Below are 24,596 nucleotides of genomic sequence, written 5' to 3'. Positions count from 1 at the left end.
ATGAAAAAAGTAGTTGTAGTGTTTGGAACTCGTCCAGAAGCAATCAAGATGTGTCCTTTGGTAAAAGAGTTAAGAACACGTAAGAATATTGAAACATTAGTTTGTGTTACAGGCCAACACCGTCAAATGTTAGATCAGGTCTTGGACACATTTGGGATTATACCCGATTTTGATTTGTCTATTATGAAAGATAAACAAACTCTATTTGATGTAACCATTGGCATTTTGGAAGGAATGAAGACTATTTTAGAGTCAGTCAATCCTGATTTAGTGTTAGTTCATGGGGATACAAGTACGACATTTGCTAGTTCACTGGCGGCCTTTTATTTACAGATTCCAATTGGTCATGTTGAAGCTGGTTTGCGTACCTATGATATCTATTCACCTTATCCTGAAGAGTTTAATCGTCAAGCAGTAGGGGTTTTGGCTCAGTATCATTTTACCCCAACACAACTTTCAAAAGATAATCTTTTGAGAGAAGGAAAAACTCCAGAGAGCATATTTGTGACAGGTAATACGGCAATTGATGCTTTACAAACTACAATTCAAGAGGACTATATGCATCCTGAGTTAGAATGGATAGGAGAAAGCAGGTTTATTCTAATTACAGCTCATCGTCGTGAAAATCTTGGTGAACCGATGAGACATATGTTTAGAGCGATTAGAAGGATTATTGAAGAATATTCAGATGTCAAGGCTATTTATCCTATCCATATGAATCCTCGTGTTCGCCAAATTGCTGAGGAAGAATTAAGTGGCTGTGAACGTATCAAGATGATCGAACCTTTAGAAGTATTAGATTTTCACAATTTTTTATCAAGAAGTTATCTAATTTTGACAGATAGTGGTGGTATTCAAGAAGAGGCTCCAAGTTTAGGAAAACCTGTTTTGGTTATGAGAGATACAACTGAACGTCCAGAGGGAATTGAAGCAGGGACTTTGAAACTTGTAGGTACTGATGAGAATAATATTTATAGGCATTTTAAAGAATTATTAGAAAATGATTCAGTTTATCAAGCTATGAGTCAAGCTTCAAATCCATATGGAGATGGAACTGCTTGTAAGAAAATTGCAGACATACTAGAAGGAGAAGTGTAATATATGTCACAATTTACAGGAAAAACTCTTCTAATTACAGGAGGGACAGGTTCATTTGGGAATGCGGTTCTCAAGCGTTTTTTAGAAACAGATATCTCAGAGATTCGTATCTTTTCGCGAGATGAAAAGAAACAAGATGATATGCGTCATGAGTTTCAGGTAAAAGTACCAGAAGTGGCTGGGAAAATCCGTTTTTATCTCGGAGATGTGCGTGACTTAGCTTCGGTAAAAAATGCTATGCATGGTGTGGATTATGTTTTTCATGCTGCTGCTCTGAAACAGGTACCTTCTTGTGAATTTTTCCCTGTAGAAGCAGTGAAAACTAACATTTTGGGAACTGAGAATGTCCTTACTGCAGCTATCGAAGCTGGTGTAAAGCAAGTTATCTGTCTTTCTACAGATAAGGCGGCGTATCCTGTTAATGCTATGGGAACATCCAAGGCTATGATGGAAAAGATTGCTGTTGCTAAGTCCCGGACGGTAAATCCTGAGCATACAAAGATATGTGTTACTCGCTATGGGAATGTTCTGTGTAGCCGTGGATCTGTAGTTCCTCTTTGGATTGAGCAAATTAAGCAAGGAAATGCTCTTACAATTACTGAACCTAGTATGACACGTTTTGTCATGACATTGGAAGAAGCAGTAGATTTAGTTTTATTTGCATTTAAAGAAGGAAAATCTGGAGATATACTAGTTCAGAAAGCACCAGCATGTACGATTGAAGTTTTGGCTAAGGCTGTATCAGAAATTTTTGCCTCAGAACAAGATATTAAGATTATAGGTATTAGACACGGAGAAAAGATGTATGAAACACTACTAACTAATGAAGAGTGTGCAAATGCAATTGATTTGGGTGATTTTTATAGAGTTCCTAGTGATAATCGTAATCTTAACTATGATAAATATTTCAAAGATGGTAGTACGAATAGAAACTTGTTGACAGAATTCAATAGTAATAATACTGATTTGATGGATGTAGAGCAAGTTAAAAGAAAGTTGCTAGAATTAGATGAAATACAGACAGCAATTCGTGATATGGTAGCAGATGAAGAGCTGTAAAATCTTTTAAGATACATTAAAATTATCAAGGATATATAATGTATCATTTTATTGTCGAGAGAGTTGACTATTAAAATAGCATATAAAACAAGGAGGGGGCATGATTAAAAATATTTTAATCACAGGAGCGAAAGGATTTGTAGGAAAAAATCTTATCTGTACTCTGGAAGCTTTGAAAGATGGACGAGATAGAACTCGTCCTAATTTAGAGATTGGAGAGATTTTTCAGTATGATCGTGATACAGATCCGATTTTATTAGAGGAATATTGTAAGAAGGTCGATTTTGTATTCCACTTAGCTGGTGTCAATCGTCCACAGAATCCTGATGAGTTTATGGAGGGAAATTACGGTTTTTCAAGTAGATTATTAGAGAGTTTAGAAAAGTATGAAAATACTTGTCCTGTTCTACTCTCGAGCTCTACTCAAGCTAGTTTAGAAGGCCGATTTTCGAACTCTGTATATGGGCGATCTAAGCTAGCAGGGGAAGAACTCTTCTTCGAATATGGAAAGAAAACGGGAGCACCTGTCTTAGTTTACCGTTTCCCAAATCTTTATGGGAAGTGGTGTCGTCCTAACTATAATTCTGCTGTAGCAACTTTCTGTCATAATCTAGCTCACGATTTGCCTATTCAAGTAAATGATCCAAGTGTAGAATTGGAGTTGCTGTATATTGATGATTTGATACAAGAGTGTCTAACTGCATTGGAAGGAAATCCTCATCGTTGTAATCTAGATGGATTACAAATCTTACCTAGCCCATCAGGAAACTACTGCTATGTACCAACGACTCATCGTGCAACCTTAGGAGAGATTGTCTCTCTATTAGAAACATTTAAAAAACAGCCTGATAGTTTAGTTATGCCTGAAATTCCTCAAGGATCGTTTGAAAAGAAATTGTATTCTACTTACCTATCTTATTTACCAGTAGATAAGTTTAAGTTTCCTCTAAAAATGAATATAGATGAACGAGGTAGTTTTACGGAACTATTAAAAACAGAAAATGCAGGTCAATTTTCTGTCAATATTTCTAAACCTGGTATTACCAAAGGGCAACATTGGCATCATTCTAAGTGGGAATTTTTCATGGTTGTTTCTGGTCGTGCTTTAATACAAGAGCGTAGGATAGGGCTGGATGAAAATGGACAAGAATATCCTATTCTGAACTTTGAAGTGTCGGGCGATAAGATTGAGGCAATACATATGATACCGGGCTATGCACATAATATTATTAATCTTTCCGATACAGAGAATTTAGTTACTGTCATGTGGGCTAATGAGTCATTTGATCCTAGCCATCCAGACACTTTTTTTGAACAAGTGGAGAAATAAATGAAAATTAAGACAGATTATAGTGATATTCGTTTTAAAGATAATGGCAAACTTAAGTTATTGATTATTGTGGGAACACGTCCAGAGATTATACGTCTAAGTAGTGTTATCACTAAATGTCGAAAGTATTTTGATGTTATTTTGGCACATACTGGACAAAACTATGATTACAATTTAAATGGCATTTTCTTTGATGATTTAGGTTTAGATACTCCAGATGTATACATGGATGCTGTTGGAGATGATCTTGGTGCTACTGTAGGGAATATTATCAATACTTCCTACAAATTGATGAATCAAATTAAACCAGATGCTTTATTGATTTTAGGGGATACAAATTCTTGTTTATCAGCTATTGCTGCCAAGCGTTTACATATTCCAATTTTTCATATGGAGGCTGGCAATCGCTGTAAGGATGAGTGTCTGCCCGAAGAGACTAATCGTCGGATTGTTGATATTATTTCAGATGTTAACTTAGCATACTCTGAACATGCTCGAAAGTATTTACATGAGTGTGGTTTACCTAAAGAGCGCACGTACGTAACTGGTTCTCCTATGGCAGAAGTGTTACATAAAAATTTATCTGCCATTGAGTCTTCAGATATCCATGAACGTTTGGGATTGAAAAAAGGAGGATATATCCTACTTTCAGCTCACCGTGAGGAAAATATTGATACAGATAAAAATTTTCTCTCTCTCTTCACAGCAATTAATAAATTAGCTGAAAAGTATAATATGCCAATCTTGTATTCTTGCCATCCTCGATCTAAGAAAAGATTAAAAGAGAGCAGTTTTGAACTAGATAAACGTGTGATTCAGCATGAGCCACTAGGCTTCCATGATTATAATTGTTTACAGATGAATGCGTTTGTTGTAGTATCTGATTCGGGAACTTTACCAGAAGAAAGTAGTTTCTTTACTAGTCAAGGTTATCCTTTTCCTGCTGTATGTATTCGTACAAGTACAGAACGTCCTGAGTCCCTAGATAAGGCAGGATTTATTTTGGCAGGTATTGATGAAAATTCTCTTCTTCAAGCAGTTGAAACTGCTGTTAGCTTGGCAGAAGATGAGGATTTTGGATTACCGGTTCCAGATTATGTCGAGGAAAATGTCTCTACTAAAGTTGTTAAGATAATACAGAGCTATACAGGGATAGTGGATAAAATAGTTTGGCGGAAAAACTGAATTGTATATTTTTAATAAAATAATCAATTCTTAATAGAACAGGAATAAAATTGAACGAATTCGATAGAAATGGCTTCTTTGACAGTAGAGGGGATTACCATTCTATCGGATTATGGCTTGTTTTTGCGCCTTATGTTTGATAGAATAAAGTAACAACACTGTAACAATTGCAGTGAGGTGATAATGATGGCAGTATTTTTTAAAGATGTACTTATTGAAGAGAAGACTGATGAAGCAAAACAACATATTTTATCTATTTTAAATGGTGAGTATGACTTATCTGATGATGTAAGTCGTAGATTACGACGACTGAATGAGGAAAGTAAATGCTTGGAAGTGTTTGTTAAGGAGACGCACTCACTTGTCTAGTTCGTATTCTGTTAATTAATTGAAATCAATAAGTATCTTATTGTCATTTTTTTACGATGAGGAAGTTAGAGATTCTTAATGGATCTCTGATTACTATGTAATTTAGCATTGAAAAACTAAGAAATGGTGAAATTATGCCTCTTACACAGTTATTTGAAACATTCCTAGGAATTGATTTTTAATTGTATGCAAACAAAGTAGAATTCGCTTATTTCATTTTATGCTAAATGTAATATGAAGTAAGTGAATTTTTATAGATAAAGAAGAGTTTACCAATTAAGATAGAATGATTTTCTAGTCTAATAAAAGAGGCAGATAATAAACTCCAAAGGAGCTTAAGATGTACGATTATCTTATCGTTGGTGCTGGTCTTTTTGGTGCAGTCTTTGCCCATGAAGCAGCCTTAAAAGGAAAAAAAGTAAAAGTCATTGAAAAACGAAATCATATCGCGGGTAATATCCATACTCGTGAAGAGGAAGGAATTCAAGTTCATCAGTATGGTGCTCATATTTTCCATACTTCGGATAAGGAAATCTGGGATTATGTAAATCAGTTTGCAGAGTTTAACCGTTACACAAACTCCCCAGTTGCAAATTATAAGGGAGAGATTTATAATCTTCCTTTTAATATGAATACCTTCAATAAACTTTGGGGAGTTGTAACGCCAGCAGAAGCGCAAGCTAAGATTGAGGAGCAACGTGCTATTTTAAATGGCAAAACTCCTGAAAATTTGGAAGAACAGGCGATTTCTCTTGTAGGTACAGACATCTATGAAAAATTGATTAAGGACTATACAGAGAAACAGTGGGGCAAGCCAACTACGGAACTTCCAGCTTTTATCATTCGCCGTTTGCCCGTACGTTTGACCTATGATAACAACTATTTTAACGATACCTATCAAGGGATTCCAATAGGTGGCTACACTCAAATAGTTGAAAAAATGTTGGATCATGAAAATATTGATGTTGAAATAAATGTTGATTTCTTTGCGAATAAAGAGCAATATATGAAGTACTTCCCTAAGATTGTCTTTACCGGTATGATTGATGAATTCTTCGATTATAAGTTGGGTGAACTAGAGTATCGTAGTCTTCGTTTTGAAAATGAGACCCTGGATATGGAAAATTACCAAGGAAATGCAGTTGTCAACTATACGGATGCTGATACCCCATATACTCGCATTATTGAACACAAACATTTTGAGTTTGGGAGTCAAGCAAAGACTATCATTACTAAAGAACATTCCAAAACATGGGAAAAAGGTGATGAGCCTTATTATCCAGTTAATAATGATCGTAATAATCATTTGTATAAATCGTATAAAAAATTGGCTGATGAGCAAGGGAATGTTATCTTTGGTGGTCGTTTAGGACACTATCGTTATTACGATATGCACCAAGTAATTGGAGCAGCTTTACAGTGTGTAAGAAATGAGTTAGATTAAATAAGTAAAATTGATCACCAGTTCTCATTTATAAAAGTATTAAAAATTCCTTGACTACCTAATGTAGTTGAGGTTTTTTGATATTATTCATATTTTTGCAAACTTAGTGTTTAAAAAATAAGTTTCTAAAATTCAGAAAATTCTATTGACAGAACTTTAAAAAGGGTCTATAATGAATAAAAAAACAAAGGAGAAGACTATGAAAACAAGAAAAGTATTGGCTCTTGCGGGAGTGACTTTATTAGCAGCAGGTGTCTTAGCTGCTTGTTCAGGGGGCTCAGGCGCTAAAGGTGAGCAGACCTTTGCCTTTACATACGAGAAAGATCCTGATAATCTTAATTATTTAACAACTGGCAAAGCTTCAACATCTGATATTACTAGTAATGTTATTGACGGATTGCTTGAAAATGACCGCTATGGGAATTTGGTACCATCACTTGCAGAGGATTGGTCTGTCTCTAAGGATGGCTTGACTTATACCTATAAGATCCGTCAGGATGCCAAGTGGTACACATCTGAAGGAGAAGAATATGCTCCTGTTAAGGCTCAAGACTTTGTGACAGGTCTTAAATATGCGACAGATAAGAAGTCAGAAGCCCTTTACTTGGTACAAGATTCGATCAAAGGTCTGGATGCTTATGCTAAAGGGGAAGTTAAAGACTTCTCTCAAGTCGGGATTAAAGCCCTTGACGATCAAACAGTCCAATACACCTTGAACAAACCGGAAAGCTTTTGGAATTCTAAAACAACAATGGGTGTCTTAGCGCCAGTTAATGAAGAGTTTTTGAACTCAAAAGGTGATGATTTTGCCAAAGCGACGGATCCAAGCAGTATCTTGTATAACGGTCCTTATTTATTAAAATCTCTTGTAGCTAAATCTTCTGTTGAATTTGCGAAAAATCCGAACTACTGGGATAAGGACAATGTTCATGTCGACAAGATCAAATTGTCATTCTGGGATGGTCAAGATACCAGCAAACCAGCAGAAAACTTTAAAGATGGAAGCTTTACGGCAGCTCGTCTCTTTCCAACAAATGCAAGTTTTGCAGAACTTGAAAAAGAGATGAAGGACAATATTGTCTATACCCAACAAGACTCTACGACTTATCTAGTTGGTACAAATATTGACCGTCAATCTTATAAATACACATCTAAAACCAGCGAAGAACAAAAGACATCTACTAAAAAGGCTCTCTTAAACAAGGATTTCCGTCAGGCTATTGCCTTTGGTTTTGATCGTACAGCTTATGCCTCACAAGTGAACGGTGCCAGTGGTGCAAGCAAAATCTTGCGTAATCTCTTTGTTCCACCAACGTTTGTCCAAGCAGATGGTAAAAACTTTGGCGATATGGTCAAAGAAAAATTAGTGACCTATGGGGAAGAATGGAAGGATGTTAATCTGGCTGATGCACAAGATGGTCTCTACAATCCAGAAAAAGCCAAGGCCGAATTTGCCAAGGCTAAGTCAGCTTTACAGGCAGAAGGCGTGACCTTCCCAATTCATTTGGATATGCCAGTTGACCAGACAGCAACTACAAAAGTTCAACGTGTACAGTCTTTTAAACAATCGGTTGAAGAAACCTTGGGTACAGATAATGTCGTAATTGATATTCAACAACTACAAAAAGACGAAGTAAACAATATTACCTATTTTGCTGAAACAGCAGCTGGAGAAGATTGGGATATTTCAGATAATGTTGGTTGGTCTCCAGACTTTGCAGATCCATCTACCTACCTTGATATTATCAAACCATCTGTAGGAGAAAGTACTAAAACATATTTAGGATTTGACTCAGGTAAAGATAATGTAGCTGCTAAAAAAGTAGGTCTATATGACTACGAAAAATTGGCTACAGAAGCTGGAAATGAGACAACAGATGTAGCAAAACGATATGATAAATATGCTGCAGCCCAAGCTTGGTTAACAGATAGTGCCTTGATTATCCCTACGACATCACTTACCGGTCGCCCAATCTTGTCTAAGATGGTGCCATTTACTATGCCGTTTGCTTTTTCTGGTAACAAAGGAACAAGTGATCCGCTCTTATACAAATACTTGGAACTTCAAGACAAGGCAGTTACTGCAGATGAATATCAAAAAGCTCAAGATAAATGGATGAAAGAAAAAGAAGAATCCAATAAAAAAGCGCAAGAAGAACTCGCAAAACATGTGAAATAAGATAAAAAGAAGTTAGTTATTTGCTAACTTCTTTTGGTTTATCGAAAATGAGTTGAAACCTCTCTTCACTTTCAAAGATGATGAAGCTAATTTTTTTGTAGAAAAAATCCTGAGTTTTTATTCTCAGGATTTTCTTTCATCTCACTGTTGTGGTTGTTGAACTTGTGGATTTTGTGGCGTTGGTTGTACTGGTTGTGTCGGTTGAACAGCTTGACCAGCTTGTCCTTGGCTAGGATCAGTTGCTGGAGCATTATTGGGTTGTTGTCCTACTGTGGTGTTTGCTTGTGTAGTTGAACTTTCAGGTGTTGTAGAGGGGGTCTCTACTGACTGTGTTTGTTGTGTAGCTGGATTATTCCATGTGTTCTTCGCGTTGTTCTGGAAGACGAATTCTCCATTTCGGAACAGGCCGTCTGGCATCGTCCAATCTCCAGGTTGGTCATCTTCTGATAGATACGATATCATTGAGCGATAAACCTTAGCAGCAACTAGGAAACCATCTCCAACGATTGGAGTTAGACGATTTGAGTAACCAGTCCATACAGCCATAGAATACTTACGAGTATAACCTACAAACATTTCATCTGGAGCTACGTAGCCAGTGTTCTTGATATACTTTTCAATTTCGTCGTCAGTATAGTTAGAAGTACCTGTCTTACCTGCTTGTGGAAGCCATGGTAGGTAAGCACCACGTCCGATTCCGTAAGCTAAAACAGTTTTCATCATTTCGGTCATCATATAGGCAGTAGTTTCTTTCATAGCTCGTGTACCAGCATCAGAAAATTCTTTTTCACTACCATCACTAAAGACGATTTTATTGATATACATTGGTTTGTGGTAAATACCACCATTAGCAAAGGCGGCAAAAGCAGCAGCCATTTTTTCACTACTTGCACCGTACTGTTTACTAGATTCGGTAGTATTACTTGAAATAGCATTTGAGTAGTGAATACTTGGATAGTCAATTCCTAAACCATTTAGGAAGTTTTTGGCTCTATCTAAACCAACCTTGTTTAGCGTCTCAACGGCGGGTACGTTACGAGATTGTTGAAGGGCATATTGCAGAGTAATATTACCAAAATATGCTCGATCCCAGTTGTAGACAGGTGTGCTTGTTCCCGGATAGTTATAAGGAATATCATTAACCATAGTTGCAGTGGAATCATATACACCGTATTCTATGGCAGGTGCATAATCGGTGATCGGTTTCATTGTTGAACCCCAGTCACGATTGGTTTCTACCGCTTGGTTGGTACCAAATGAAACGTTACTTGCTTGGTGACGAGCTCCAAGTTGGGCAATGACTTTACCATTGGAAACATCTACGACCGTAGATGCGACTTGCAAATCATCGTCAGGGTAAGAGACGTATTGATCGGAGTTGTAGATATCCCACAGACGTTTTTGAGCCTCTTGGTCTACATTTGTGTAAACATCCATCCCAGTAGTTAGAAGGTTATAGCCAGTTTCTCGTTCTACTTGGTCGATAACCTCTTTGAGATAATTATCCATATATGCTGGGTAGCTATTGACTGATTTCAAACTTTGGAGTCCATCAGTAATAGGAGTATTGATAGCCTTCTCATACTGTTCGGCAGAAATGTAGCCTTGACCTTTCATCTCTGAAAGTACCAAGTTACGACGGTCAAGGGCAGCTTCTGGATGAGAATAGGGATCGTATTGGTTTGGTGCCTGAGGCATGCCTGCTAGTAGGGCAAGTTGAGGTAGTGATAGTTCTCGCAAATCTTTGCCGTAATAGTTTTGGGCAGCCGTCTGCATTCCATAGTTTCCGTTAGACATGTAAACTTTATTCACGTAGTAGGTCAGAATTTCTTGTTTTGTGGTTTTTTGCTCTAATTGAACAGCCAACCAAGCTTCCTGGGCTTTACGTGAAATAGTCTGATCAGAAGTGGAAGTTGAGAAGTAGGTCAACTTAATTAATTGTTGGGTAAGGGTTGATCCTCCCTGGAGGGAGTTGTTTTGTAAGTTACGTAAAAAAGCTCCTATAATTCGGATGGTATCGACACCGCGATGATCGAAAAAACGATGGTCTTCGATTGATACGATAGCCTTGACTAAATCAGTAGGAATTTCGTTGGCCTGAGCGTTTACTCGGCGTTCAGAGCCCAGATCGGCAATCAGTTCGTTTTTATTATCGAAAATCTTACTAGACGTGGTTGCGACTAATTTGCTCTCAGATAGGGCTGGGGCTTTGCTGACGTAATAGAGAAATATGCCTCCTCCCAGCATAACTGCTGTGATAAATAAAGTTAAGAAGCAGATACTCACATACTTAGCTATTCGCAGGATAGTTTGTTTGTTCATCTTGTTTTACCACCTAATAAATGTTCTTTGATAACATTGAGATAGGGAATTTGAGGGAAGGCACCAGCCTTGATTTCATATCCATATTCTCGAATATATCCAAGTGGCATTGATTTTTGTCCCTTATCTTGATGATAGAAGCGAATCAAATCGAATGCCGGCAATAAGTAGGTTTCTTGCTGAGAAGAAAAGTGAAGAAGGACAAAGCAGATTCCTTGTTGGGCAAGGACTTGTTCCATATGCTGAATCTGATGTGGATGGAAATTTTTCATCGGAATCGCACGTTTTTGTTTTGTTTCCTTGGCTTCAAAGTCGATGTAATATCCCTTATAAACGCCAGAATAGTCTGTCGTTGAAGCTTGTCGAAAATAGGCTTCAACAATTTTGGCACGACTTCGTTGTGGATAGTCCACTCGTACGATTTGAATAGGGGTTGGTTTCTTGTGTATAACAGCCAAGCCCTGAGACAAATAGTAGTCGTTGGTAGCATTGATCATCTTTTCAAAAGACATTCCTCGATTTGCGAAATTTTTGGGTTGAGAAAGAGATGTTTGTCTTTTTTGTGATGAAATTTTATGAGGATAGTTGACCATAATTCTCCTTATTGGTACAATAACATCACTCTATTATATCATAAATTTGCACAGGAAGGGTTAAAAATGACTACAGCTTTGGTTTTAGGCTATTCTGCTTTTGATTTGGGTTTGTTTTCTGACAAGGATCCTCGTCTTAAATTGATTAAAAAAGCGATACGTAAAGATTTAGAAGCTATGGCAGCAGATGGGGTGACTTGGCTTGTATTTACAGGGACTTTGGGCTTTGAATATTGGGTTTTAGAGGTTGCTCAGGAAATGAAGACAGAGTACGGTTTCCAGTTGGCCACCATTTTTGCTTTTGAAACCCATGGGGAAAATTGGAATGAAGGCAATCAGATGAAACTGAGTCGTTTTAAGCAGGTAGACTTTGTCAAATATGCCTATCCTCGCTATGAACACAAGTGGCAGTTAAGAGACTACCAGCAGTTTTTACTGGAAAATACGAATAGTTCTTATCTTTTTTATGATGAGGAAAATGAAACGAAATTAGCTTATTTTTACCAAAAGATGAAAAACCAAGAGGACTATTTTATAAAGAGATTAACATTTGATCAGCTAAATGAACTTGCTGAAAATTTTTCCGAAAATTGAAGCTTTGACCTTGATTTTTGTTTGGCTTTTTTTATATAATAATACTAGCAAGCGAGAATGGAGAGAGACATGGCAAGTATTATTTTTTCAGCGAAAGATATTTTTGAACAAGAGTTTGGGCGTGAAGTCCGTGGGTATAGCAAGGTAGAAGTTGATGAGTTTTTAGACGATGTCATTAAGGATTATGAAACCTATGCTGCCTTGGTCAAGTCACTTCGTCAGGAAATTGCGGATTTGAAGGAAGAACTGGCTCGTAAACCGAAACCTTCACCAGTTCAAGCAGAACCCCTTGAAGCGGCAACTACAAGTTCTATGACGAATTTTGATATTTTGAAACGCTTGAATCGTCTTGAAAAAGAAGTGTTTGGTAAACAAATTTTAGATAACTCAGATTTCTAAGTAGTTATTTGAGGTGTGCAATTTTTGGATAATCGCGTGAGGAGAGTTGCTTCTCATGAGGAAAGTCCATGCTAGCACAGGCTGTGATGCCTGTAGTGTTTGTGCTAGGCGAAACCATAAGCCTAGGGACGAGAAATCGTTACGGCAGTTGAAATGGCTAAGTCCTTGGATAGGCCAGAGTAGGCTTGAAAGTGCCACAGTGACGGAGTCTTTCTGGAAACGGAGAGAGTGGAACGCGGTAAACCCCTCAAGCTAGCAACCCAAATTTTGGTCGGGGCATGGAGTACGCGGAAACGAACGTAGTATTCTGACTGCTATCAGCTGGAGCTGTTAGTGGTAGACAGATGATTATCGAAGGAAGTGGTCCTAGTCACTTCTGGAACAAAACATGGCTTATAGAAAATTGCATATAGGTTGGGGCTGAGAAATTTTCTCAACCTCATTTTTTAAAGTGGACATATAGAAAGGTCTTGCAAGACTGTAACATGAAAAAAGAATTTAATTTAATTGCAACTGTGGCAGCAGGTCTTGAAGCTGTTGTGGGACGAGAAGTGCGAGAGTTGGGCTACGATTGTCAGGTTGAAAATGGACGTGTTCGTTTTCAAGGAGACGTGAGAGCTATTATTGAAACCAACCTCTGGCTTAGGGCAGCAGATCGTATCAAGATCATCGTAGGAACTTTCCCAGCTAAGACTTTTGAAGAGCTGTTTCAGGGAGTTTTTGCTTTAGATTGGGAAAATTATTTACCACTCGGAGCTAGGTTCCCGATTTCCAAGGCCAAATGTGTTAAATCTAAACTTCACAATGAGCCGAGTGTTCAGGCTATTTCTAAGAAAGCTGTTGTCAAGAAATTGCAGAAACACTATGCCCGCCCAGAAGGTGTTCCTCTGATGGAGAATGGCCCAGAGTTTAAGATTGAGGTCTCTATTCTCAAAGATGTGGCAACTATCATGATTGATACGACCGGGTCTAGCCTCTTTAAACGTGGTTATCGTACGGAAAAGGGTGGCGCTCCTATCAAGGAAAACATGGCGGCAGCCATTTTACAACTCTCTAACTGGTATCCAGATAAGCCTTTGATTGATCCGACCTGTGGTTCGGGGACTTTCTGTATTGAGGCAGTTATGATTGCTCGAAAGATGGCTCCAGGACTTCGTCGCTCTTTTGCTTTTGAAGAATGGAACTGGATTAGCGATCGCTTGATTCAAGAAGTGCGCACAGAGGCGGCTAAAAAAGTGGATCGTGAGCTGGAACTGGATATCATGGGCTGTGATATTGATGCACGTATGGTGGAAATTGCTAAGGCCAATGCCCAGGCAGCTGGTGTTGCAGGAGACATTACTTTTAAGCAGATGCGCGTGCAGGATTTACGTTCTGATAAAATCAATGGCGTGATTATCTCCAATCCGCCTTATGGAGAACGTTTATCAGATGATGCAGGAGTTACCAAGCTTTATGCTGAAATGGGGCAAGTATTTGCACCGCTAAAAACTTGGAGTAAGTTTATCCTAACTAGTGATGAAGCCTTTGAGACCAAGTACGGTAGTCAGGCGGATAAGAAACGTAAGTTATACAACGGAACCTTGAAAGTAGATCTGTATCAATATTTTGGTCAGCGTGTTAAACGCCAAGAGTTAAAATAGAAAGGAATACTCATGAGTAAGAAAAGACGGAATCGTCATAAAAAAGAAGTCCAAGAACCGCGAAAAGAAAACCAAGAACCACGATTTGATTTTGATGAAGCAAAAGAGTTAACAGTTGGTCAAGCTATTCGTAAAAATGAAGAAGTGGAAGCAGGAGTCTTGCCTGGAGATTCTATCTTAGACAAGTATGTAAAGCAACATAAAGATGAAATTGAGGCAGATAAGTTTGCGACTCGTCAATACAAAAAAGAGGAGTTAGTCGAAAAAGAAGAGGTAGAGGAGCCTCAGACTCTGGATAATTTGCTTCAAGAGCTTCGTGAGGAGACAGAAGTTGAGTCCTCAGTACAGGAAGATGACTTGAATCAGTTAGATGATTTAGAATTCATACGCGATTCAGAAGTTCCCCCTGTCGAAGAGTTTGAGACTGAAGAAGTACAATTGTTTGAAGGAGAAGAGGTTCCAATACTTTCTCGAGTTCCGGATAGTGAAGATGGAGAAAGTAAGAAGAAATGGTTGATTTACGGGATCCTAGCAGCGCTAGTGGTTCTTATCCTTGGAACTGCTTATTATGTTTACCGTCAAGTGAATCGCTCAACACAGGAAATCCAAACTTCTCAATCAGCGTCTAGCGAGCAGAATATTCAGCCGATTTTAGAAGATTTCAATAGCCAATACGATGCCTTTTACACTGATAGCAATAAAACAGCTTTGAAAAATAGCCAGTTTGATAAACTGAGTCAACTGAAGACCTTGCTTGATAAGCTGGAAGGTAGTCGTGAACATGCACTTGCCAAATCTAAGTATGACAGTCTAGCAACGCAAATCAAGGCCATTCAAGATGTCAATGCACAATTTGAAAAACCATCTATTGTTGATGGTGTTCTGGATACCAATGCCAAAGCCAAATCGGATGCTAAATTTACAGATATTAAAACTGGCAATACTGAGATTGATAAAGTGCTAGATAAGGCTATCAGTCTTGGTAAGAGTCAGCAAACAAGTACTTCTAGCTCAAGTTCAAGTCAAACTAGCAGTTCTAGTCAAGCAAGTTCAAATGCGACTAGTGAGACAAAACCAAGTAGTTCAAATGAGACTAGAAGTAGTCGCAGTGAAGTTAATATGGGTCTCTCGAGTGCAGGGGTTGCTGTTCAAAGAAGTGCTAGTCGTGTTGCCTATAATCAGTCTGCTATTGATGATAGTAATAACTCTGCCTGGGATTTTGCGGATGGTGTCTTAGAACAAATTTTAGCGACTTCACGTTCACGTGGTTATATCACTGGTAACCAATACATCCTCGAACGTGTTAATATCGTTAATGGCAATGGTTATTATAACCTCTACAAGCCGGATGGAACCTATCTCTTTACCCTTAACTGTAAGACAGGATACTTTGTTGGAAATGGTTCTGGACATGCGGATGCCTTGGACTTCTAAGTAGCCGTTACAAAATTCTTTCTTTTCAAAAGTAAAAATGATAAAATAAAACAAATTAAATAAGAGGAGTGTCAAATGACAAAAGCTAACTTTGGTGTCGTAGGTATGGCCGTAATGGGTCGTAACCTTGCCCTTAATATTGAATCTCGTGGTTACACAGTTGCTATCTACAACCGTAGTAAAGAAAAAACTGAAGATGTAATTGCTTGCCATCCTGAAAAGAACTTTGTACCAAGCTATGACGTTGAAAGTTTTGTAAATTCAATCGAAAAACCTCGTCGTATCATGCTCATGGTTCAAGCTGGACCTGGTACAGATGCTACAATTCAAGCCCTTCTTCCACACCTTGACAAGGGTGATATCTTGATCGACGGAGGAAACACTTTCTACAAAGATACAATCCGTCGTAATGAAGAATTGGCAAACTCAGGTATCAACTTTATCGGTACTGGGGTTTCTGGTGGTGAAAAAGGTGCCCTTGAAGGTCCTTCTATCATGCCTGGTGGACAAAAAGAGGCCTACGAATTGGTTGCGGATGTTCTTGAAGAAATCTCAGCTAAAGCACCAGAAGATGGCAAACCATGTGTGACTTACATCGGTCCTGATGGAGCTGGTCACTATGTGAAAATGGTTCACAACGGTATCGAGTATGGTGATATGCAATTGATCGCAGAAAGCTATGACTTGATGCAACACCTGTTGGGCCTTTCTGCAGAAGATATGGCTGAAATCTTTACTGAGTGGAACAAGGGTGAATTGGACAGCTACTTGATTGAAATCACAGCTGATATCTTGAGTCGTAAAGACGATGAAGGCCAAGACGGACCAATCGTAGACTACATCCTTGACGCTGCAGGCAACAAGGGAACTGGTAAATGGACTAGCCAATCATCACTTGACCTTGGTGTGCCATTGTCACTCATCACTGAGTCAGTATTTGCACGTTACATCTCTACTTACAAAGAAGAACGTGTGCATGCTAGCAAGGTTCTTCCAAAACCAGCTGCCTTCAAATTTGAAGGAGATAAGGCTGAGTTGATTGAAAAAATCCGTCAAGCCCTTTACTTCTCAAAAATCATTTCATACGCACAAGGTTTTGCTCAATTGCGTGTAGCTTCTAAAGAAAACAACTGGAACTTGCCATTTGCGGACATCGCATCTATCTGGCGTGATGGCTGTATCATCCGTTCTCGTTTCTTGCAAAAGATTACAGATGCTTACAACCGTGATGCAGACCTTGCCAACCTTCTTTTGGATGAATACTTCTTGGATGTTACTGCTAAGTACCAACAAGCAGTGCGTGACATCGTAGCTCTTGCTGTTCAAGCTGGTGTACCAGTGCCAACCTTCTCAGCAGCTATTACTTACTTTGATAGCTACCGTTCAGCTGACCTTCCAGCTAACTTGATCCAAGCACAACGTGACTACTTTGGTGCCCACACTTACCAACGTAAAGACAAAGAAGGAACCTTCCACTACTCTTGGTATGACGAAAAATAAGTAGGTCTGCCATGGGGAAACGGATTTTATTACTTGAGAAAGAACGAAATCTAGCTCATTTTTTAAGTTTGGAACTCCAAAAAGAGCAATACCGAGTTGATCAGGTTGAGGAGGGGCAAAAAGCCCTCTCCATGGCTCTTCAGACAGACTATGACTTGATTTTATTGAATGCTCATCTGGGGGATATGACAGCCCAGGATTTTGCAGACAAGCTGAGTCGAACTAAACCGGCTTCAGTCATTATGGTCTTGGACCATCGCGAAGACTTGCAAGATCAGATTGAGGCAATCCAACGCTTTGCCGTTTCTTACATCTATAAGCCAGTTATTATTGAGAATTTGGTGGCTCGTATTTCAGCGATTTTCCGAGGTCGGGACTTTATCGACCAACACTGTAGTCAGATGAAGGTTCCAACGTCTTACCGCAATCTGCGTATGGATGTAGAACATCATACCGTTTATCGTGGCGAAGAGATGATTGCTCTGACCCGTCGTGAGTATGACCTTTTGGCTACTCTTATGGGAAGCAAGAAAGTTCTGACTCGTGAGCAGTTGTTGGAAAGTGTCTGGAAGTATGAAAGTGCAACCGAAACGAATATCGTAGATGTCTATATCCGTTATCTACGTAGCAAGCTGGATGTAAAAGGTCAGAAAAGCTACATTAAAACCGTTCGTGGTGTCGGTTACACCATGCAAGAATAGAAAAGCAGTTACAGTTATGTAACTGCTTTTTTGGAGGGGGTTTTATATATTGACATGCAGTTTGGTCTTTGCTATAATCAGCTATGGAGGATAGGTCTAATGAAAATAATAAAAAAATTGATGCAAATCGCATTAGCAGTCTTGTTCTTTAGCTTACTGGCAACAAGTGCAGTATTGGCGGATGATGCTGATTCAGAAGGTTGGCAATTTGTCCAAGAAAATGGTAGAACCTACTACAAGAAGGGTGACATCAAAGAAAAGTCCTGGCGAGTGATTGATGGCAAGGCCTATTATTTTGATCATGTATCAGGAGAGATGGTTGTTGGCTGGCAATACATCCCGTTTCCATCTAAAGGAAGTACCATTGGTCCTTACCCAAATGGTTTAAGATTAGAATCTATGCCAATGCCACAATGGTATTACTTTGGTAAAGATGGGGTCCTACAAGAATTTGTTGGCAAGCAAGTTTTAGAAGCAAAAACTGCTACCAATACCAACAAACACCATGGGGAACAATATGATAGTCCAGCAGAGAAACGAGTCTATTATTTTGAAGATCAGCGTAGCTATCACACTTTAAAAACTGGTTGGATTTCTGACGAAGGACATTGGTATTATTTACAGAAGGATAGTGGCTTCGATGCTCGTATCGACAGTTTGACGGTTGGGGAGCTAGTGCGTGGTTGGGTCAATGATAACTCAACTTGGTACTATCTAGATCCAACAACTGCTACAATGCAAACTGGTTGGAAGCAAATTGGCAATAAGTGGTACTACCTCCGTTCATCAGGTGCAATGGCAACTGGTTGGTATCAAGACGGCTCAACTTGGTATTATTTAGACCAGCTAAATGGTGATATGAAAACAGGCTGGCAATACCTTGGTAACAAATGGTACTATCTCCGTTCATCAGGAGCTATGGCAACTGGCTGGTTCCAGGTCGGTAGTAAGTGGTACTATGCTTATAGCTCAGGTGCTTTAGCAGTGAATACCACTGTAGAAGGCTATTCTGTCAACTATAATGGTGAATGGATTCAATAATGAAAGAGGCGATTGTGAAGGAAACAATCGCTTTTTTTGTGAAAATATAATAAAATAGATAGGAAAGAATAAATACTTGTATGAAAAAATGAGACGGCTTTTTCGTCTAGTAAAAGGAAAAAATGACAAAAAAAATTGGTGTCGGTCAGGCACATAGTAAGATTATTTTAATAGGGGAGCATGCGGTCGTTTACGGTTATCCTGCCATTTCCCTGCCTCTTTTGGAGGTAGAGGTGACTTGTAAGGTAGTTCCTGCAGCGAGTCCTTGGCGCCTTTATGAGGAGGATACCTTGTCCATGGCGGTGTATGCTTCACTTGAACATCTAAATATCAAGGATGCTTGTATTCGCTGTGAGATTGACTCGGCTATTCCTGAAAAACGGGGAATGGGTTCGTCAGCAGCTATCAGCATAGCGGCCATTCGTGCGGTATTTGCCTACTATCAGGCAGAACTGCCTCATGATGTACTAGAAATCTTGGTCAATCGGGCGGAGATGATTGCCCATATGAATCCGAGTGGTTTGGATGCTAAGACCTGTCTCAGTGACCAACCTATTCGCTTTATTAAGAATGTAGGATTTACAGAGCTTGAGATGAATCTATCCGCCTATTTGGTGATTGCAGATACAGGCGTTTATGGTCACACTCGTGAAGCCATCCAAGTGGTTCAAAACAAGGGCAAGGATGCCCTACCGTTTTTGCATGCCTTGGGAGAATTGACCCAGCAGGTAGAAGATGCGATTAGACGAAAAGATGCTGAAGGACTGGGACAAATCCTCAGTCAAGCGCATTTACATTTAAAAGAAATTGGTGTTAGTAGCCCTGAGGCAGATTCCCTCGTTGAAACGGCTCTTAGCCATGGTGCTCTGGGTGCCAAGATGAGTGGAGGAGGCCTAGGAGGTTGTATCATCGCCTTGGTAGCCAATCTTCACCAGGCAAAAGAACTAGCAGAAAGATTAGAAGAGAAAGGAGCTGTTCAGACATGGATAGAGAGCCTGTAACAGTACGTTCCTACGCAAATATTGCCATTATCAAATATTGGGGAAAGAAAAAAGAAAAAGAGATGGTGCCTGCTACTAGCAGTATTTCTCTGACTTTGGAAAATATGTATACAGAGACGACCTTGTCGCCGCTACCGATGGACGCGACTGCTGATGCATTTTATATCAATGGTCAGCTACAAAATGAGGCTGAGCATGCTAAGATGAGTAAGATTATTGACCGCTATCGTCCAGCTGGGGAAGGCTTTGTTCGTATTGACACTCAAAACAATATGCCTACGGCAGCGGGCTTGTCCTCAAGTTCTAGCGGTTTGTCCGCCTTAGTCAAGGCTTGTAATGCTTATTTCAAGCTTGGTTTGGATAGAAGTCAGTTGGCACAGGAGGCTAAGTTTGCATCAGGTTCTTCTTCTAGGAGTTTTTATGGACCACTAGGTGCTTGGGATAAGGATAGCGGAGAAATTTACCCTGTAGAAACAGACTTGAAACTAGCTATGATTATGTTGGTGCTGGAGGACAAGAAAAAACCAATTTCTAGCCGTGACGGGATGAAACTTTGTGTGGAAACTTCGACGACTTTTGACGACTGGGTGCGTCAGTCTGAGAAGGATTATCAGGATATGCTGGCTTATCTCAAGGAAAATGACTTTGCCAAGGTTGGGGAGTTAACGGAGAAAAATGCCCTGGCTATGCACGCTACGACAGAAACAGCATCACCAGCCTTTTCTTATCTGACGGATGCAAGCTATGAAGCCATGGACTTTGTCCGCCAGCTTCGTGAGCAAGGGGAAGCTGGCTACTTTACCATGGATGCTGGTCCTAATGTCAAGGTCCTCTGTCAGGAGAAAGACTTGGAGCATTTATCAGAAATCTTCGGTCAACGTTATCGCTTGATTGTGTCAAAAACAAAGGATTTGAGCCAAGATGATTGCTGTTAAAACTTGCGGGAAACTCTATTGGGCGGGTGAGTATGCTATTCTAGAGCCAGGGCAGTTAGCCTTGATAAAGGCCATTCCCATCTATATGAAGGGCGAGATTGCTTTTTCTGACAGCTACCGTATCTATTCAGATATGTTTGATTTTGCAGTGGATTTGACACCAAATCCTGCCTACAGCTTGATTCAAGAAACAATTGCTTTGATGAATGACTTCCTCGTTTATCATGGGCAAACCTTGCGACCTTTTTCTCTAGAAATTCGTGGGAAAATGGAACGAGAAGGGAAAAAGTTTGGTCTAGGTTCTAGCGGTAGCGTCGTTGTTTTGGTCATCAAGGCTCTGCTAGCTCTGTATAAGCTTTCGGTTGATCAGGATCTCTTGTTCAAGCTGGCCAGTGCTGTCTTGCTCAAGCGCGGAAACAATGGTTCTATGGGGGACATTGCCTGTATTGTGACAGAGGAATTGGTTCTCTACCAGTCATTTGATCGCCAGAAGGTGGCTGCTTGGTTGGAAGAAGAAAATTTGGCGACAGTTTTAGAGCGTGATTGGGGATTTTCAATTTCGCAAGTGAAACCAGCCCTAGAATGTGATTTCCTAGTGGGATGGACCAAGCAAGTGGCCATATCGAGTCAAATGGTCAAGCGAATCAAGCAAAACATAGACCAGAATTTTTTAACTTCCTCAAAAGCAACGGTATCTGCTTTGGTAGAAGTCTTGGAGCAGGGGAAAGCAGAAAACATCATCAAGCAGGTGGAAACAGCCAGCAAGCTCTTGGAAGGCTTGAGCGCAGATATTTACACGCCTTCGCTTAGACAGTTGAAAGAAGCCAGTCAAGATTTGCAAGCTGTTGCTAAGAGTAGCGGCGCTGGTGGTGGTGACTGTGGGATTGCCTTGAGTTTTGATGTGCAATCAACCGAAACCTTAAAAAATCGTTGGGCTGATCTGGGGATTGAGCTCTTATACCAAGAAAGGATAGGACATGACGACAAATCGTAAGGATGAGCACATCCGCTATGCCCTTGAGCAGAAAAGTTCCTATAATAGCTTTGATGAGGTGGAGTTGATTCATTCTTCCTTGCCTCTTTACGACCTGGATGAAATCGATCTGTCGACAGAGTTTGCTGGTCGAAAGTGGGACTTTCCTTTTTATATCAATGCTATGACAGGTGGGAGTGAAAAAGGTAAAGAAATCAATCAAAAACTAGCTCAGGTGGCGGAAGCCTGTGGTATTTTATTTGTAACAGGTTCTTATAGCGCAGCCCTCAAAGATCCAGCAGATGACTCTTTTTCTGTCAAGTATGATCATCCAAATCTCCTTCTTGGAACCAATATTGGATTGGACAAGCCTGTCGAGTTAGGACTTCGGACTGTAGAAGAGATGAATCCTCTTCTCCTACAAGTGCATGTCAATGTTATGCAGGAATTACTCATGCCAGAGGGAGAAAGGAAGTTCAGAAGCTGGCAATCGCATCTGGCAGACTATAGCAAGCAAATTCCTGTTCCGATTGTCCTAAAGGAAGTCGGCTTTGGAATGGATGTGAAGACCATTGAAAGAGCCTATGAACTGGGTGTTCGTACAGTGGACATATCGGGTCGTGGCGGTACCAGCTTTGCTTATATCGAAAATCGTCGCAGTGGTCAACGTGATTACCTCAATCAATGGGGGCAGTCCACCATGCAGGCCCTTCTCAATGCCCAAGACTGGAAAGACAAGGCTGAACTCTTGGTTAGTGGAGGGGTTCGGAATCCGCTGGATATGATTAAGTGCTTGGTCTTTGGAGCCAAGGCTGTGGGATTGTCACGAACCGTTCTGGAATTGGTTGAAACCTACACAGTTGAAGAAGTGATCGACATTGTTCAAGGATGGAAAGACGATCTGCGTTTGATTATGTGTGCCCTTAATTGTGCCACCATAGCAGATTTGCAAAAAGTAGACTATCTTCTTTATGGAAAATTAAAAGAAGCAAAAGATCAGATGAAAAAGGCGTAACCACCGCCTTTTTTTCCATCCTCAGACTGAGGTGACTTTTTTGAATTGTGATAAAATAGAAGGGAGAGGATGAACCAATGAGAAAATTTAAAATCTTTTTATTTATCGAAGCCTGTCTTCTGACAGGAGCTCTGATGTTGATGGTTTCAGAGCATTTTTCGCGTTTTCTGCTGATTCTATTCCTCTTTTTGCTTTTGATTCGCTATTATACTGGTAAAGAGGGCAATAATCTTCTTTTAGTGGTGGCAAGCATTCTCTTCTTTTTCATCGTCATGCTCAATCCTTTTGTGATTCTAGCTATTTTTGTTGCGGTCATCTACAGCCTCTTTCTTCTTTATCCGATGATGAATCAGGAAAAAGAGCAAACCAATTTGGTGTTTGAAGAGGTGGTGACGGTTAAGAAGGAGAAAAATCGTTGGTTTGGAAATCTCCATCATTTTTCAAGCTACCAAACTTGCCAGTTTGATGATATCAATCTCTTTCGTCTCATGGGTAAGGACACCATTCATCTGGAGAGGGTCATTCTAACCAATCATGACAATGTCATTATCCTCAGAAAGATGGTAGGAACCACTAAAATCATTGTACCTGTAGATGTGGAAGTCAGTCTCAGTGTTAACTGTCTCTATGGGGATTTGACTTTCTTCAACCAGCCCAAGCGAGCCCTCCGCAATGAACACTATCATCAGGAAACGAGAGATTATCTCAAGAGTAACAAGAGTGTCAAGATTTTCTTGACCACTATGATTGGGGATGTGGAGGTGGTCAGAGGATGAAAAAACAAGTCTATGTAATCATTGCCGTCACCTCCGTCCTATTTGTCTTATTTCTGTCCCACAGCTTGCTGGAAATTCTTGATTTTGACTGGTCTATTTTCCTGCATGATGTCGAAAAAACAGAAAAATTTGTCTTTTTGTTGTTGGTATTTAGCTTGTCCATGACTTGTCTTTTAGCTCTGTTTTGGCGAGGTGTCGAAGAGCTTTATTTAAGAAAAATGCAGGCCAATCTCAAGCGTTTATTGGCAGGGCAAGAAGTGGTTCAGGTTGCAGATCCAGATTTGGATGCCAGTTTCAAGTCCTTGTCAGGCAAACTTAACCTCTTAACAGAAGCACTTCAAAAGGCTGAGAATCACAGTCTTGCTCAGGAAGAGGAAATCATCGAGAAAGAACGAAAGCGGATTGCTCGGGATTTGCACGATACGGTCAGTCAGGAGTTGTTTGCGGCCCATATGATTTTATCAGGTGTCAGCCAGCAGGCTTTGAAACTGGATAGAGAAAAGATGCAGACCCAGTTGCAGAGTGTCACAGCCATTTTAGAAACAGCTCAGAAGGATTTGCGGGTCTTGCTCCTGCATTTGCGCCCAGTTGAATTGGAACAAAAGAGCTTGATAGAAGGGATTCAAATCCTCTTAAAAGAGCTTGAGGACAAGAGTGATCTCAAGGTTAGTCTCAAGCAAAACGTGATGAAATTGCCTAAGAAAATCGAGGAGCATATCTTCCGTATCCTGCAAGAGTTAATCAGCAATACCCTTCGCCATGCTCAGGCCTCTTGTCTGGATGTCTATCTCTATCAGACGGATCTTGAATTGCAGCTGAAGGTGGTGGACAATGGGATTGGTTTCCAGTTGGGAAGTTTAGATGACCTGAGTTATGGACTCCGCAATATCAAGGAGCGGGTTGAAGATATGGCAGGGACGGTTCAGTTATTGACAGCTCCCAAGCAAGGGCTGGCGGTTGATATCCGTATTCCCCTGCTCGATAAGGAATGATAAAGGAGTAAAG

Annotated in this window: 22 protein-coding genes and 1 other RNA gene; 21 read left to right on the top strand and 2 right to left on the bottom strand. The window is 40.0% G+C overall.

What is annotated here, in order from left to right:
- The 7 genes from cps4I to ACWPV5_RS07005 all read left to right on the top strand — a co-directional run bounded on the left by cps4I (position 1) and on the right by ACWPV5_RS07005 (position 8,664).
- Positions 1-1,098 (top strand): capsular polysaccharide biosynthesis protein Cps4I, encoded by a 1,098-nt coding sequence (gene cps4I / locus ACWPV5_RS07035; protein ID WP_454383052.1) that lies wholly within the window; start codon positions 1-3, stop codon positions 1,096-1,098.
- A gap of 3 nt (positions 1,099-1,101) precedes the next feature.
- Positions 1,102-2,157 carry a capsular polysaccharide biosynthesis protein Cps4J gene (gene cps4J, locus ACWPV5_RS07030; protein WP_061758832.1) on the top strand — a complete coding sequence of 352 codons (1,056 nt, stop codon included), beginning with the start codon at positions 1,102-1,104 and terminating at the stop codon, positions 2,155-2,157.
- Positions 2,158-2,257: 100 nt separating this feature from the next.
- The gene (cps4K, locus tag ACWPV5_RS07025) at positions 2,258-3,487 is read left to right on the top strand and encodes a capsular polysaccharide biosynthesis protein Cps4K (RefSeq protein ID WP_454383050.1); all 1,230 of its coding nucleotides are present in this window, start codon (positions 2,258-2,260) and stop codon (positions 3,485-3,487) included.
- On the top strand, positions 3,488-4,672 hold the full coding sequence (gene cps4L, locus ACWPV5_RS07020) for a capsular polysaccharide biosynthesis protein Cps4L (RefSeq protein ID WP_454383048.1): 1,185 nt from the start codon (positions 3,488-3,490) through the stop codon (positions 4,670-4,672).
- A gap of 186 nt (positions 4,673-4,858) precedes the next feature.
- Entirely contained in the window at positions 4,859-5,041 is a 183-nt protein-coding gene (locus ACWPV5_RS07015; protein WP_261274843.1) for a hypothetical protein, read from the top strand.
- A 340-nt stretch (positions 5,042-5,381) separates the two neighbouring features.
- Positions 5,382-6,485, top strand: a complete 1,104-nt coding sequence (gene glf, locus ACWPV5_RS07010) for a UDP-galactopyranose mutase (protein ID WP_454383046.1) — start codon at positions 5,382-5,384, stop codon at positions 6,483-6,485.
- A gap of 199 nt (positions 6,486-6,684) precedes the next feature.
- Positions 6,685-8,664, top strand: coding sequence for a peptide ABC transporter substrate-binding protein (locus ACWPV5_RS07005; RefSeq protein WP_454383044.1), 1,980 nt, complete (start codon positions 6,685-6,687; stop codon positions 8,662-8,664).
- A gap of 141 nt (positions 8,665-8,805) precedes the next feature.
- Here ACWPV5_RS07005 and pbp1a read toward each other — a convergent pair whose 3' ends face one another.
- Complete coding sequence (gene pbp1a / locus ACWPV5_RS07000; protein ID WP_454383042.1) at positions 8,806-10,986, bottom strand: penicillin-binding protein PBP1A; 2,181 nt, start codon at positions 10,984-10,986, stop codon at positions 8,806-8,808.
- Entirely contained in the window at positions 10,983-11,579 is a 597-nt protein-coding gene (gene recU, locus ACWPV5_RS06995) for a Holliday junction resolvase RecU (RefSeq protein WP_454383040.1), read from the bottom strand. Before recU ends, pbp1a begins: the two co-directional genes overlap by 4 nt.
- Positions 11,580-11,645: 66 nt before the next feature.
- Here recU and ACWPV5_RS06990 point away from each other — a divergent pair, with 66 nt between their 5' ends.
- The 14 genes from ACWPV5_RS06990 (at position 11,646) to ACWPV5_RS06925 (ending at position 24,583) form a co-directional block, all read left to right on the top strand.
- Positions 11,646-12,173, top strand: coding sequence for a DUF1273 domain-containing protein (locus tag ACWPV5_RS06990; RefSeq protein ID WP_261070500.1), 528 nt, complete (start codon positions 11,646-11,648; stop codon positions 12,171-12,173).
- Positions 12,174-12,242: 69 nt separating this feature from the next.
- Positions 12,243-12,572, top strand: a complete 330-nt coding sequence (gene gpsB / locus ACWPV5_RS06985; RefSeq protein WP_023945225.1) for a cell division regulator GpsB — start codon at positions 12,243-12,245, stop codon at positions 12,570-12,572.
- A 20-nt stretch (positions 12,573-12,592) separates the two neighbouring features.
- An RNA gene (gene rnpB, locus ACWPV5_RS06980) (RNase P RNA component class B) lies at positions 12,593-12,973 on the top strand.
- 84 nt (positions 12,974-13,057) lie between these two features.
- A complete protein-coding gene (locus ACWPV5_RS06975; RefSeq protein WP_219967388.1) occupies positions 13,058-14,215 on the top strand; it encodes a THUMP domain-containing class I SAM-dependent RNA methyltransferase in 1,158 nt (385 codons plus the stop codon).
- Positions 14,216-14,227: 12 nt separating this feature from the next.
- Positions 14,228-15,649, top strand: coding sequence for a cell division site-positioning protein MapZ (mapZ, locus tag ACWPV5_RS06970; RefSeq protein ID WP_219967385.1), 1,422 nt, complete (start codon positions 14,228-14,230; stop codon positions 15,647-15,649).
- Positions 15,650-15,724: 75 nt separating this feature from the next.
- Positions 15,725-17,149 carry an NADP-dependent phosphogluconate dehydrogenase gene (gene gndA, locus ACWPV5_RS06965; RefSeq protein ID WP_000158778.1) on the top strand — a complete coding sequence of 475 codons (1,425 nt, stop codon included), beginning with the start codon at positions 15,725-15,727 and terminating at the stop codon, positions 17,147-17,149.
- Positions 17,150-17,160: 11 nt separating this feature from the next.
- Positions 17,161-17,850, top strand: a complete 690-nt coding sequence (locus tag ACWPV5_RS06960; protein ID WP_000518027.1) for a response regulator transcription factor — start codon at positions 17,161-17,163, stop codon at positions 17,848-17,850.
- Between the two features lie 99 nt (positions 17,851-17,949).
- Positions 17,950-18,891, top strand: a complete 942-nt coding sequence (locus tag ACWPV5_RS06955; protein ID WP_454383036.1) for an N-acetylmuramoyl-L-alanine amidase family protein — start codon at positions 17,950-17,952, stop codon at positions 18,889-18,891.
- 122 nt (positions 18,892-19,013) lie between these two features.
- Entirely contained in the window at positions 19,014-19,892 is an 879-nt protein-coding gene (gene mvk, locus ACWPV5_RS06950) for a mevalonate kinase (RefSeq protein ID WP_454383034.1), read from the top strand.
- Positions 19,874-20,827, top strand: a complete 954-nt coding sequence (gene mvaD, locus ACWPV5_RS06945) for a diphosphomevalonate decarboxylase (protein WP_454383032.1) — start codon at positions 19,874-19,876, stop codon at positions 20,825-20,827. Before mvk ends, mvaD begins: the two co-directional genes overlap by 19 nt.
- Positions 20,814-21,821, top strand: a complete 1,008-nt coding sequence (locus ACWPV5_RS06940) for a phosphomevalonate kinase (RefSeq protein WP_219967379.1) — start codon at positions 20,814-20,816, stop codon at positions 21,819-21,821. The genes mvaD and ACWPV5_RS06940 overlap by 14 nt, the downstream gene beginning before the upstream one ends.
- Positions 21,805-22,815, top strand: coding sequence for a type 2 isopentenyl-diphosphate Delta-isomerase (fni, locus tag ACWPV5_RS06935; protein ID WP_219967378.1), 1,011 nt, complete (start codon positions 21,805-21,807; stop codon positions 22,813-22,815). The genes ACWPV5_RS06940 and fni overlap by 17 nt, the downstream gene beginning before the upstream one ends.
- Positions 22,816-22,892: 77 nt before the next feature.
- A complete protein-coding gene (liaF, locus tag ACWPV5_RS06930) occupies positions 22,893-23,591 on the top strand; it encodes a cell wall-active antibiotics response protein LiaF (protein ID WP_042751861.1) in 699 nt (232 codons plus the stop codon).
- Entirely contained in the window at positions 23,588-24,583 is a 996-nt protein-coding gene (locus ACWPV5_RS06925) for a sensor histidine kinase (protein ID WP_261070506.1), read from the top strand. Before liaF ends, ACWPV5_RS06925 begins: the two co-directional genes overlap by 4 nt.
- Positions 24,584-24,596: the final 13 nt, after the last annotated feature.

Source organism: Streptococcus sp. Marseille-Q7156 (assembly GCF_965119495.1).
Note: the sequence above shows the minus strand (reverse complement) of the source record. Positions and strands in the feature narration are given on the sequence as shown.